Below are 12413 nucleotides of genomic sequence, written 5' to 3'. Positions count from 1 at the left end.
ATTCAGATCAGGGAGAGGATCGATGAACATTTTGGTGGTGGGAGCCAGTAAAGGCTTGGGTCGAGCGCTTATCGAAGGCTTGGGTAACGCGGGAGACACGTTGATTGGTGTGTCCCGCACGCGTCCCGAAGGTTTGGTGTCCGAGGCAGAGCGTCCTGTACGCTGGGTGGAAGCCGATCTGATGAACCCGGCCAAAGCCGCGCACGCCATCGAGCAGGCGGTCGTCGACGATGGGCTGGATACGCTGATCTACAACCTTGGCATCTGGGAAGAGTCGGCGTTCGATCCAGCCTATGACTTTCTCGACAGCCCGGACGACGAATTGCAAGCCATCGTCAGTTGCAACATCAGCGCAACGATCCTGTTGATCAAACGCCTGCTTCCCCTTCTGCTGAAAAGCGCCCATCCCAGAATCATCCTCACCGGATCAACCTCGGGCCTGCCACAAAGCGGGCGCCCGGAAGTCGCTTTCGGCGCCTCGAAATTCGCCCTGCGCGGGATCGCCGAAACGTTGCGCGAAGGCTACCGGCATCAGCGTCTGGCAGTCACCAGCCTCAATCTTGGCTATCTGAACACCGAAGACCTGCTGAGCACGCCACGGGACGTGGCGTCGCAGCGTGGCGAGGGTCAATTGATTCCCGTGCACGATGTCGTCGATGTGGTGCGCATGATCCTCAGTCTGTCCTCGGCCAGCTACATCAAGGAGCTCACGCTTCCGGCGATACTCGACGAACGTTTTTGACCCCTGCAGCCCTGATGGCGCTGGCCTTTGCGCGTGGGAATACGTATAACCTCGCCGATTCGTCTACCCTCACGTAGCGCCCTGGTTCAGCACTTCACACATTTTGACGCTCACGAAACGGAGAATTCCATGCTCAAACGAACACTGGCACTGACCGCCGGCCTGGCCCTGTCCTTTTCTGCATTCATGGCCCAGGCGGCCGACGTTTTGCGCGTCAGCGCGATTCCCGATGAAGCGCCGACCGAACTGCTGCGCAAGTTCGAACCGCTGGGCGCGTATCTGGAACAACAACTGGGCATGAAAGTGCAATTCGTGCCGGTAGCCGACTACCCGGCAGTGGTTGAAGCCCTGGCGACCGATCGCCTCGACATGGCCTGGCTCGGCGGTTTTACCTTTGTGCAGGCGCGTTTGAAGACGGATGCAACGACGCCTGTCATTCCGCTGGTTCAGCGCGAGCAGGACGCGCAGTTCACCAGCAAATTCATCACTGCCGACCCGAACGTACATAGCCTCGCCGACCTCAAGGGCAAGACCTTCGCTTTCGGTTCGGTGTCGTCGACCTCCGGCAGCCTGATGCCGCGTTACTTCATGCTGAAAAACGATGGCATCAAGCCTGAAGCGTATTTCAGCCGTGTCGCCTACTCCGGCGCCCATGACGCCACCGTGGCTTGGGTGCAGGCTGGCAAGGTTGACGCCGGTGTGCTGAACGCCAGCGTCTGGCAGAAACTGGTGGATGCCGGCAAGGTCGACACCAACAAAGTGAAAGTCTTCGCCACCACCCCGACCTACTTCGATTACAACTGGACCGTGCGCGGCACCCTCGACCCAGCGCTCGCGGCGAAGATCAAAAAAGCCTTCCTTGATCTGGACCCGGCCAACCCTGAGCAGAAAAAGATTCTTGATCTGCAAGCCGCCAGCCGCTTCATCGACACCAAACCCGAGAACTACAAGGGTATCGAGGAAGCCGCCCGCGCTGCCGAACTGCTGAAATGACCCTGAGCCTCAACCAGGGCAGCCTGCGCCACGCCAATGGAGTCGACGCCCTGCGCGGTGTCGATTTGCAGATTGGCGTCGGCGAACAGGTCGCCATCATTGGCCCGTCCGGGGCCGGCAAATCGAGTTTGCTCAACCTGCTGGCGACCGCGTTGCGGCCCAGCAGCGGTGAAATTGAAGTGTTGGGTGAGCGCGCCTGGCACTTGTCCGCCCGCCAGCGCCAACGCTTGCGCGCACGAATCGGTCTGGTGCATCAGGCACCGCCGTTGCCGCCGCGTCAGCGCGTGGTCACGGCGGTGCTGGCCGGCAAGCTCGGCCAATGGAGTCTGGGTAAAAGTCTTCTGAACCTGTTGCATCCACTGGATGTGGCGGGTGCGCGCGCGGCGTTGGCGCGGCTGGATCTGGGCGACAAACTCTTCGCCCATTGTCAGCAACTGTCTGGCGGCCAGTTACAGCGTGTCGGCATCGCCCGCGTGTTGTATCAGGCGCCGAAGATTCTGCTGGCTGATGAACCGGTGTCGGCGATGGACCCGGTGATGGCCGGGCACACGCTGTCGATCCTCTCGCGCCACGCTCGCGAGCACAACGTCACGCTGGTGGCGAGCCTGCACGCGGTCGATCTGGCGCTGTCGCACTTCCCACGGATCATCGGTCTGCGCGACGGGCAGGTTCTGTTCGACAGCCCTTCCGGGCAAGTCAGCCACGAGATGCTCGACGCGCTGTACGCCAACGAAAAACTGCAATCGCCGACCGCTGCGGTGGCGCCTCTGACTGTGCAGATCCCCCGATGCTGAAGGCTGATTCACGCGATCCGGCGGCGTGGCCACGACTGCTGCTGACGCTGTTGGCGATTGCCTTGCTGTGGCCGGGCGTTCAGCTCAGCGAGCTGAATCTGGGTGTGTTGCTGCCCGACAGCCAGAATGAAATGGGCCGTTTTGTCGCGCAATTCTGGCCACCGGCGCACGACGAAGCGTTTCTCCAGCTACTGCTCAAAGCCACCCTGCAGACCCTCGCTATCGCCACCGCTGGCATGGCCTTGGCGTTGTTGTTGGCGATACCGGCCGGCCTGATTGCCAGCCGCGCGCTGTCGCTGTCCGCTGCCTCGCGCGGTGGCGTGCCGAGCCGATTGGGACGTCTGCTGCGCTGGCCAGTTCGCGGTTTGCTGATCTTTTTGCGCAGCGTGCCGGAGATTGTCTGGGCACTGTTGTTTGTCCGCGCGGTTGGCCTTGGCCCGGCGGCCGGTGTGCTGGCCATCGCCATTACTTACAGCGGCATGCTCGGCAAGGTTTACGCGGAGATTTTCGAATCCACCGACCAGCGTCCGGCGCACGCGTTGTTGCAGGCTGGCAGCGGCCGGCTGGCGGCGTTTGCTTACGGCACCTTGCCCAATGTCGCGTCGGAACTGCTGTCGTATACGGTCTATCGCTGGGAGTGCGCGATCCGCGCATCGGTGGTGATGGGCTTTGTTGGCGCCGGAGGGCTGGGTCAGCAGATCGACCTGTCGATTCGCATGTTCGCCGGCGGTGAAGTCGCCAGTATTCTGTTGTGCTTCCTAATTCTGGTATTGGCCGCCGATCAACTCAGCCGCTTGCTGCGCTGGAGGCTGACATGAATCGCTTGATCAACCTGCTGCTGATCGCCGGCATTGCGCTGGCGGTGATCGCTTCCTTCGTCTATCTGGGGCTGGATCTTGGCGAACTCGGCAGCGCCACCAGCCTCAAGCAGATGGGCGCTTACGTGCAGCGCTTTCTCAGCCCGGACCTGAGCGCCGATTACCTCAAGGCAATCTTCCACGGCTCACTGGAAACCTTGGCCATGTCGGCCCTCGGCACGCTACTCGCCGCCGTGTTCGGCATCGTCCTGGCGCTGCCCGCCGCCGGGCGTTTCGGCTGGCCGCTGCAAAGTGCCTCGCGCTTGCTGCTCAACGCCTTGCGGGCGATTCCGGAACTGGTCTGGGCAGCGCTGATGGTGCTTGCCGCCGGTCTCGGCCCGAACGCCGGCACCCTCGCCCTCGCCCTGCACACCACCGGCGTGCTTGGCCGGTTGTTTGCCGAAGCGCTGGAAAATACCCCGCCGCAACCGGCCGAAGCGATTCGATTGCAGGGCGGCAATCCGATCCTGGCCTTCTGCTACGGCACCCTGCCGAACCTGGCGCCGCAACTGCTCGCCTACATTCTGTATCGCTGGGAAAACAACATCCGCATGGCCAGCGTGCTGGGTTTTGTCGGTGCCGGCGGGCTGGGTCAGATGCTCTATGTGAGCCTCAGCCTGTTTCAGGAAGCCCAGGCCAGCACGGTGATTCTGGCAATGCTGGTGCTGGTGTTTGTGGTCGACTGGTTGAGTGCGTGGAGTCGGCAGCGCTGGGTCAAGGCCTGATGCGCAGGCCGGCAAGTGGATATCTGGCAAAAGCTGATTATGCTCAAGGAAACCTTGCACACCTGCGAGGCGGTCAGACTGTGCAAGTTTCACGCGAGAGCAGTTGCGGCATTTGCCACAAGGCCAGAGTGCGATAAGCAGTAACGGGGGACTCCGGCCTACAACAATAAGCACGACGGAGAACACCCATGGCCACAATCGACACAGCATCCACCGGCAGTCCACCGCGCAGCGGCGGCATCACCAAGGAGGAGCGCAAGGTCATCTTCGCTTCGTCCCTGGGCACGGTTTTCGAGTGGTACGACTTTTACCTTTACGGTTCACTGGCGGCGATCATCGCCAAGCACTTCTTTGCCGGTGTCAACGAAACCACCGCGTTCATCTTTGCCCTGCTGGCTTTCGCGGCGGGGTTTGCGGTGCGGCCATTCGGGGCGATTGTGTTTGGCCGGCTCGGCGACATGATCGGGCGCAAACACACGTTCCTCATCACCATCGTGATCATGGGTGTGTCGACCGCGATTGTCGGTCTGCTGCCCGGCTACGCGACCATCGGCGTCGCCGCACCGGTCATCCTGATCACCCTGCGCTTGCTGCAAGGCCTGGCGCTCGGCGGCGAGTATGGCGGCGCAGCAACCTACGTGGCCGAGCACGCGCCACGCAACAGACGCGGGTTCTTCACCTCGTGGATTCAAACCACCGCGACCCTCGGTCTGTTTCTGTCGCTGTTGGTGATCCTCGCCTGCCGCACGGCGCTGGGCACGGAAGCCTTCGAAGCATGGGGCTGGCGGATTCCGTTTCTGCTGTCGATCCTGCTGCTGATCGTCTCGGTGTATATCCGCCTGCAACTGAGCGAGTCGCCGGTATTCCAGAAGATGAAGGCCGAAGGCAAGGCGTCGAAAGCACCGCTGACCGAATCCTTCGCCCGCTGGGACAACCTCAAAGTGGTGATCATGTCGCTGCTCGGCGGTACTGCCGGGCAAGCGGTGGTCTGGTACACCGGGCAGTTCTACGCGCTGTTCTTCCTGCTGCAGACGCTGAAGATCGACCCGCAGACCGCTAACTTGCTGATCGCCGGTTCATTGCTGATCGGCACGCCGTTCTTCGTGATTTTCGGCAGCCTCTCCGATCGCATCGGGCGCAAGCCGATCATCATGGTCGGCTGCATGCTGGCGGCGCTGACCTACTTTCCGATCTTCCACGCGCTGACCCAGTACGGTAACCCCGACGTGTTCATCGCTCAGGAGAAAAACCCGGTCAAAGTCATCGCCAACCCCGACCAGTGCTCGTTCCAGTTCGACCCGGTGGGCAAGGCCAAATTCACCAGCTCCTGTGACCTGGCGAAGACCCTGCTGGCAAAACGGGCGATCCCCTATGAGAACGTGATCGCCGAACACGGCACCGTCGCGCAAGTGCGCATCGGCGACAAAGTCGTCGAGAGTTTCGAAGGCAGCGCGCTGCCGGCCGCCGACTTCAAGACCCGCAACGATGCCTTTACCGCGACCCTCGGCAGTGCGCTCAAGGACGCCGGTTATCCGGAGAAAGCCGACCCGGCGAAAACCAACTATCCGATGGTGCTGCTCCTGCTCACCGTGCTGGTGATCTACGTGACCATGGTCTACGGCCCGATTGCCGCGTGGCTGGTCGAACTGTTCCCGACCCGCATCCGCTACACCTCGATGTCGCTGCCCTATCACATTGGCAACGGCTGGTTCGGTGGTTTCCTGCCGACGGTGGCGTTTGCCATGGTCGCCGCGACCGGGGATATCTATTACGGTTTGTGGTACCCGATCGTCATTGCAGTGATGACGGCGATACTCGGTACGTTCTTCCTGCCGGAAACCAAGGATCGCGACATTCTCAAGGACTGAACCTGAACCTTGCAGGAGCGGTTTACGGCCGCTCCTGCAAGGGCATCGCTGGTGTCAAAACGGGCCTTGGGTGACCACGCGGGTGTCGATGATTTGCTGCAGCACTTGAATGCGCTGCTGGTAGATATCCGTCAGGCATTTCACATCAGCGGCGCATTGGCTGCGCTTTTTCAGCCAGGCTTGTTGCTGCCCGATCAACGCATCACGCCCGCCCATCGGCAGAAAGCGCCGATCGAGTTTGTACAGCAGCTCCATGCTCACATCGAGGTCGTTGAGCGTGCGATTGGCGCACACCGCTTTTTCGTCGGGAACCTTGGCCTTGTCGCAGTCGAAACTGGCGGCGTGGCTGGCCTCGCCGATTATCAGAACAGCCACGCCGAGCAAGGCTGCAAACAGGGTTTTCTGGTGCATGGTGGCAAGCATCCGGGCAAAGGTGGATTGAATCAGCTTGGGCTCGTTTTCCGGCGCAAAGTTTCTGCACCGTTCATTCCACTGAGCCACAGAATTATCGAACGCTTACCGTACCGCCACCTCCAACGTTTACACCACTGGAGGTCAGCACAATGAACAACGATGACAACAAAACCCCGAATGCCCCACCAACCGACACGTCCGGTAAACCGGTGAATGTGGTCGAGCGCGATCTTGAAGACCGGGACGATGACACCAAAGCCGTGGATGAGGTCATCACGCCCTCGTCCACCCGAGTGAAAGAACAGGACGCCGAGGCGCTGCAACGCAAGGTCGATGAGATCGAACGTAAAGTGGCTGATGGTAATTAGTGTTTTGCAGGCGATCGCAACAGTCTGCGGGATCTACCCCCTCACCCCAGCCCTCTCCCCCAAGGGGGCGAGGGGGAAAGGGAGCCGATTTGTGTGCTTTTCACGATCTGAGTTCGACGCGCAATTGCACATCGGTAACTTGCATGAACACCTCGGTGAGTTCCCCCACCGTCCGGGAGAAGGGGAATGGGAGCCGATCTGTGTGCTTTTTGAATCTTCAGTTCCCCTCGGTATTTCAGGTCGGCGTAACTTGCATGATCACCCCGGTCAGTCCCCTCTCCCCCTGGGAGAGGGCTAGGGTGAGGGCTTCTTCGCCATATTGAGTTTCACGGCCGCCCGAATCAGCGCAATCAACGCTTTCTCATCAATCCGGTCACCCTCGTGGAAATCAATCGCCCGTCGCGTATTGCCCTCCAGACTGGCATTGAACAACCCCGCCGGATCGTCCAGTGACGCACCCTTGGCAAAGGTCATTTTCACCGCAGCCTTGTACGTCTCGCCGGTGCTGATAATTCCATTGTGCGACCACGTCGGCACACCCCGCCACTTCCATTCCTCAACCACTTCGGGATCAGCCCTATGCACGATCACGCGAATCTGCGCCAGCGTTTCACCGCGCCAGTCCCCCAGTTCGGCGATGCGTTGATCAATCAGAAGGGAAGCGGATTCGGTGCCCTCGGCTTTTTTCATCGCAGGATTCTCGACGGACAGGAGACCCACAACTCTAGTCCGCGCCCTTCCCCCTCGCCAGTGCAGCCCTCACCGCACATTCCGATACAACATCAATCGCGCACTTTCATGCAGCCCCCGCGTCAGCTCCACCAGCCGCTGAAACTCCTGTGGATGTTGCTCGGCGACGTTGTCCCGTGGCGTGGCGGAGCGCAGGTCGTGCAAGGTCGGCGCGCTGCCGTCGTGTTGCATTTGCAGCAGATGATGCTGGGTCACGCCGCCAATCAACGGGAACGTGCCTTCGCGCAACACCAGCGGCACCACGCGCTCACCTTCCGGCGCCGGCTGCTGAATATCGCGGCCCATCGCGCCGTTGCTGAACGGGATGCCGGCCATGCCTGCCACCGTCGGCAGCAAATCCACCAACCCCACCGCCTCATCGATCACCTTGGCTTTGAGCATGCCCGGCGCATGGATCAGCATCGGCACATGGTTGCTTTCCAGCCCCAATTGTTCGAAGGCTGGTGGCATGTGCGGGATCTGGCTGATGCGGGTGTTGTGGTCGCCGAAGAACACGAAAATCGTGTTGTCGTAGTAGCCGCCGGCCTTGGCCAGCTCCATCAGCTTGCCGATGTTGAAGTCCAGCAGGCGCACCGCGTTGTATTGCTCGACGCTGCGCGAGCCGGCGGCTTGCACTTGTTCCAGCGACAGATGACTGACCTGGAAGCCGTCGTTGTCCTTGGGAATGGTGAACGGCCGGTGGTTGCCCGAGGTTTGCACATAAGCAAAGAACGGTCGGTCCTTGGGCAGATCGCGCAGGATGCGGTCGCTTTCCTTGAACAGATCCAGGTCAGAAATGCCCCAGACATCCACCAGCGGCGAACGCCAGTCGCTCTCCTGATACAGCTTTACGCCCTCGATGCTTTGCTGGATCAGCGCATTGATATTCGCCCAGCCGGCATTGCCGCCGATCATGTAGAGCTTTTGATAATCGCTGAACGCGTTGATCAGTGTGTGCTGACGGGTGATCAACGGATGCCGAGTAGCGGTTTCCTGACGTGTGACGTCCGGCACCCCGGTGATGCTGGCCCAGACGGTTTTGGCGGTCCCGGTGACCGGCACGTAGAAGTGTCGGAAGAACCAACTCTCGGTGGCCAGTTGATCGAGGTTCGGCGTCGGGTTCAGCGGGTTGCCATAGGCGCCCACCGCGCTGGTGCCCAACGATTCGAGCATGACGAACATCACGTTCGGCGCGCCGGCGACCCGGTACGGTTGCACCGCTTGCTGGCGCTCGAATGTCAGGGTTTGCGCGTCCGCTTGTTCCACGCCCAGATAACGCGCAATCAGCGGGTAATGCTCGCGCACCTGCGCCTCATCGAACTGCGCCTGCCCGGCCTTGAGCGTGTCATAGAGGAACAGCACCGGGTTGAGGCCGACGGCGGCAATCTGCGCATTGCCCGAGAAAAACGCATCGCTCCAACGCAGCGGCACCGGGTTTTCCAGATTGAGATTTTCGACACGACCGAGCAACGCCAGCAACACGGCGACCAGGCCGAAAGCGCTGCCCACGACCAGCGAGGTACGGCGGATGGCGCGAGGTTCCCGCGCCAGTGTCGCGCGCTCCAGCCGCACGAATCCGTAGAACCACACACCGAGCACCGCCAGCCAGCCGAGGGCAATCCATAGCACTGGATAGCTTTCCCGGACCATTTGCTGCGAGATCTGCGCATCCTCCAGATAACGCAGTACCGTCGCGTTGATGCGCACGCCGAGGTAGGCGTAATGGCCGAAGTCGATGATGTAAATCAGACCGACCACGCCCAGCACCAGCAACCAATAACCCCGCGCCAGATGCCGCAGCAACGGCAGCTTCGTCAGATTCCAGCGAGGCAGCCATGCCAGAACGGCCAGCGGCAACATCAGCAACACTGCCAGACGCAGGTCGAAACGCAGACCGATGCCGAGGGTTTCGCGCAGTTGCGGGTCGTTGGCAAATGCGCTGATGTCGAGACCGGAAAAACCCAGCACGAACACCAGCCGCAGCAGGGCCAACAGTAAAAACACCAAACCTGCCGCGCCGACGCCGTAGCGCAGGCGCCGCGATTGCAACCAACCCATCGTAAACCTCTGTGTGGTGATCAGATTGAAGACGTCGGCACGGCCCGGACCGGCCGCAGCAGGCGCCAGACTTCGCGCACGCACAGCGCGGCACCGGCCACCAGGCAGTAACCCACCAGCAGCGGATCGATCAGGTAATCCCAATAGTTTTCCGAGGCTTTGAGGCGTAGCGCGAAGGCCAGCGTGCCGAGTGCCAACATCGCCACGCCCAAGCCATTGCGCAGCCACAACAGGGCCAATGTGCTCAGCCCGATCAGCACAATCATCGGCCGTGGATTAAAGCCCCAGCGATAAGGATCGACGTAAGTCAGGCCCATCGTTGCCGGATACAGAATCAGCGCCAACACGGTAAACAACACCAGCACCTGAGCGCGCTTGACCGTTGGCAACGGCTGAACCACGCCCAGGCGCAGCAGACAGACCCAGCCCAGCAACACCAGCGTGGTGATCGCCAGATCATCGGTAAAGCTGCGCACATAGGCCGCCAGCGGCAAATCGTTGACCGGAATAAAACCGGCCAGCGCCAACAACGGCAACAGCCACGGGCGCCATGGCCGGGTGAAATTAAATGTACTCAGCAGAACAAAACCGAGCAGGACAAAACTCAAATGGGCTTGCCAAAGAAACATCACAGACGCTCCGCCAGCCAGGCATCGTTGAAGCTGACATGTTTGATAAAGGTGTTATTCCACGAATACACCAGGTGATAGAGACCGTCCGAACCCCGGCTGAAATACGGATATTCGTACTCGAAATCACAGCCGCGCGGTTTGCACACGCGGTAGTCGAGATTGCTCAGAAAGCGCTGTTCCAACGGCAGGCGGCGCGCGCCACTGGAGGCCCGGAAGCCTTCGCCGATGATCGCTTTGTAGGCTTCAGGGGCGAACGGCTGGCCGAACGGATCGGGCGATTGATCGAGGTCGATGACGGCGCGCCAGTCATTGAGATTGGCATCGGTGCCGTACAGGCTCAATTTGAAACGCCCGTCGCGCAAATCGTTGAGCGCCACCAGCAAACCGTCGTCAGCCGTGCCTACCGCTGCCAGCGAGGAGTTGGGGTTGGCCGGTTCCAGCGGATACGGTTCGCTCCAGGTCTGGCCGGCATCGTCGGTGCGGCTGGCCAACACGCGATGATGGGTGTCACCGGCATAACGCAGCATCGCCACGGCGCGGCGGCCATCCAGCGGCACGATGGTCGGCTGCAACGAGTGCTTGCCGCGACTGATGCGGAATTTGTCGATGACTGCACCGTCGGCGCTCAGGTACAGGTACTCGGCGAACTTGCCCATGAACTCGTGATACACCGGCAAGCCGATCGAGCCGTCGGCATGGAACACCGGCGCCGCGCGTACCAGTGTGCTGATGTTGAAAAACGGCGAGGTGATCAACTGGCGCGGCGTCGACCATTCACGGCCCATGTCGGCAGAGACCATCACGTTGATCGCACTGGTGGCCCAACCGCCTACGGACACCGAGACGTAGAACATCCACAAGCGCCCGTCCGGCGCGAGCGCGATCACCGGGTTACCGAGCTTGCGGATATAGCGCTGGGTGCCGTCGCGGGTTTGCTCGCGGGTGGCCAGCACCTGTTCGGCGCCCCACTCCGCCGTTTTTGCATCAAAGCGCGCGGTGCGGATCTGCACGTCGGCAGCGCCTTCGCGCGAGCCGGCAAACCACACGGCCATCAGGTCCCCGCCAGGCAGCGCGGTGACCGAAGAGGAATGCACAAAATCATCCAGCTGCGAGGAAACGAAACGGCTGCTGTACATCGGCTCCGACGCTTGCAGCGCGCCATCGACCGGCGCTGTCGACAGCGCAAAGGGCGCCAGCACATGGGGTGGATGACTGCGCCACGCGGCCAGAAAGATCAGGCACACCGCGAGGCTGCCGAGAATGAACGTCAAGCGAAAGGACAACGCACGCATAAGGGGCTCGCGGCAAGGACAGGAGGATTAACAATGGGCAGACGTCCTTGTCAGCGCGTCGAATCATTTGGCAATCGGCGACGGCGCCCGGTGAGCATCGACAACGGCAAGTTGTCGCGAACCTGAAAGCTTTCAAACACGGCAGCAGCGATGTGAATGCACACCAGCACCAGCAGACTGTCGGCCGCCGTTTCGTGAACCGACAACGGCCAATCGGCACCCCACAAGGCGTCGACTTCTGCCATCGCCCAGCCACTGAGACCCACGGTGAACAACGCCAACAACATCAGGATCATCACCAGCGCACCGATCGGCGAATGGCCGAGGCGATGTTCGGGCCGCCCGGCGAGCAGTGAGCGCGCATGGGCCAGCAGGCGCGTCGGGGTCGGCCAGAAGTCCGCCCAACGGGCACTGCGCGGCCCGATAAATCCCCACACCGTGCGTACCAGCAACCAGCCCATGGCGTAATAACCGAGCCAGACATGCCAGTCGTCACCCGCTTCATTGAAGAAATAATTGGCGACGAAGACGCCCGCAATCGACAGATGAAACAGCCGCACTACGGGATCCCACAGGTGCAGGGACGCGCTCGGCATCAGCCCTTGATCTCGGTCTTGACCGCTTTACCGCTGACCGGGTCGTGGTAGATCTCGACCTTGCGCTTGTCTTTGTCGAAGCCGTAGATCTCGTAGCAGTTGCCGTCGGTAACCTTGAACTTGCTGATCTCGTAACCCTGGGCTTTCAGTTGTTCCTGAAAGGCCTTCTGGTCTTGCCATTGCGAACGCTCGGCGGTGGTGCATTGCGGGCCGGCGACGGCCAACGGGCTGGCGACGATCAAAGACAACAGCAGCAGTTTGCGCATGGAATCACTCTCGCTGGATGAGGAAGACCTCACTGTGCAAAAGCAACCTTAGTGAAAGCTTAGTTGGCAACGAGTCGTT

At 61.0% G+C, this 12413-nt stretch carries 14 protein-coding genes; 7 read left to right on the top strand and 7 right to left on the bottom strand.

Features of this window, described 5'->3' with window-relative positions:
• Positions 1-22: 22 nt before the first annotated feature.
• From L8H52_RS24080 to L8H52_RS24055, 6 genes are all read left to right on the top strand, one after another.
• On the top strand, positions 23-742 hold the full coding sequence (locus L8H52_RS24080; RefSeq protein ID WP_242209028.1) for an SDR family oxidoreductase: 720 nt from the start codon (positions 23-25) through the stop codon (positions 740-742).
• Positions 743-871: 129 nt separating this feature from the next.
• The gene (locus L8H52_RS24075) at positions 872-1735 is read left to right on the top strand and encodes a putative selenate ABC transporter substrate-binding protein (protein WP_242209027.1); all 864 of its coding nucleotides are present in this window, start codon (positions 872-874) and stop codon (positions 1733-1735) included.
• Complete coding sequence (locus tag L8H52_RS24070) at positions 1732-2529, top strand: ATP-binding cassette domain-containing protein (RefSeq protein WP_242209026.1); 798 nt, start codon at positions 1732-1734, stop codon at positions 2527-2529. The genes L8H52_RS24075 and L8H52_RS24070 overlap by 4 nt, the downstream gene beginning before the upstream one ends.
• Positions 2523-3347 (top strand): ABC transporter permease subunit, encoded by an 825-nt coding sequence (locus L8H52_RS24065; RefSeq protein ID WP_242209025.1) that lies wholly within the window; start codon positions 2523-2525, stop codon positions 3345-3347. The genes L8H52_RS24070 and L8H52_RS24065 overlap by 7 nt, the downstream gene beginning before the upstream one ends.
• Positions 3344-4111 carry a phosphonate ABC transporter, permease protein PhnE gene (gene phnE, locus L8H52_RS24060; protein ID WP_242209024.1) on the top strand — a complete coding sequence of 256 codons (768 nt, stop codon included), beginning with the start codon at positions 3344-3346 and terminating at the stop codon, positions 4109-4111. Before L8H52_RS24065 ends, phnE begins: the two co-directional genes overlap by 4 nt.
• Before the next feature lie 188 nt (positions 4112-4299).
• Entirely contained in the window at positions 4300-5979 is a 1680-nt protein-coding gene (locus tag L8H52_RS24055; RefSeq protein ID WP_242209023.1) for an MFS transporter, read from the top strand.
• Positions 5980-6033: 54 nt separating this feature from the next.
• Here the strand turns inward: L8H52_RS24055 and L8H52_RS24050 are convergent, their stop codons facing one another.
• Entirely contained in the window at positions 6034-6390 is a 357-nt protein-coding gene (locus L8H52_RS24050; RefSeq protein ID WP_242209022.1) for a lysozyme inhibitor LprI family protein, read from the bottom strand.
• Positions 6391-6542: 152 nt separating this feature from the next.
• On the opposite strand from L8H52_RS24050, the gene L8H52_RS24045 reads away from it, so the two are divergent.
• Positions 6543-6761: a hypothetical protein gene (locus tag L8H52_RS24045; protein WP_175554183.1), complete on the top strand. Its 219-nt coding sequence runs from the start codon at positions 6543-6545 to the stop codon at positions 6759-6761.
• Between the two features lie 294 nt (positions 6762-7055).
• Here L8H52_RS24045 and L8H52_RS24040 read toward each other — a convergent pair whose 3' ends face one another.
• The 6 genes from L8H52_RS24040 to L8H52_RS24015 all read right to left on the bottom strand — a co-directional run bounded on the left by L8H52_RS24040 (position 7056) and on the right by L8H52_RS24015 (position 12334).
• Positions 7056-7451 carry a DUF1801 domain-containing protein gene (locus L8H52_RS24040; protein ID WP_242209021.1) on the bottom strand — a complete coding sequence of 132 codons (396 nt, stop codon included), beginning with the start codon at positions 7449-7451 and terminating at the stop codon, positions 7056-7058.
• Positions 7452-7520: 69 nt separating this feature from the next.
• The gene (locus L8H52_RS24035) at positions 7521-9548 is read right to left on the bottom strand and encodes an LTA synthase family protein (protein ID WP_242209020.1); all 2028 of its coding nucleotides are present in this window, start codon (positions 9546-9548) and stop codon (positions 7521-7523) included.
• Between the two features lie 20 nt (positions 9549-9568).
• Positions 9569-10180, bottom strand: a complete 612-nt coding sequence (locus L8H52_RS24030) for a hypothetical protein (RefSeq protein WP_242209019.1) — start codon at positions 10178-10180, stop codon at positions 9569-9571.
• Positions 10177-11472, bottom strand: a complete 1296-nt coding sequence (locus L8H52_RS24025; protein ID WP_242209018.1) for a sialidase family protein — start codon at positions 11470-11472, stop codon at positions 10177-10179. Before L8H52_RS24025 ends, L8H52_RS24030 begins: the two co-directional genes overlap by 4 nt.
• Positions 11473-11522: 50 nt before the next feature.
• Positions 11523-12068, bottom strand: coding sequence for a cytochrome b/b6 domain-containing protein (locus tag L8H52_RS24020; protein WP_242209017.1), 546 nt, complete (start codon positions 12066-12068; stop codon positions 11523-11525).
• Entirely contained in the window at positions 12068-12334 is a 267-nt protein-coding gene (locus tag L8H52_RS24015) for a PepSY domain-containing protein (protein WP_007960465.1), read from the bottom strand. The genes L8H52_RS24020 and L8H52_RS24015 overlap by 1 nt, the downstream gene beginning before the upstream one ends.
• Positions 12335-12413: the final 79 nt, after the last annotated feature.

The organism is Pseudomonas sp. CROZ-RG-20F-R04-15 (assembly GCF_022662375.1).
Taxonomy (GTDB): domain Bacteria; phylum Pseudomonadota; class Gammaproteobacteria; order Pseudomonadales; family Pseudomonadaceae; genus Aquipseudomonas.
Note: the sequence above shows the minus strand (reverse complement) of the source record. Positions and strands in the feature narration are given on the sequence as shown.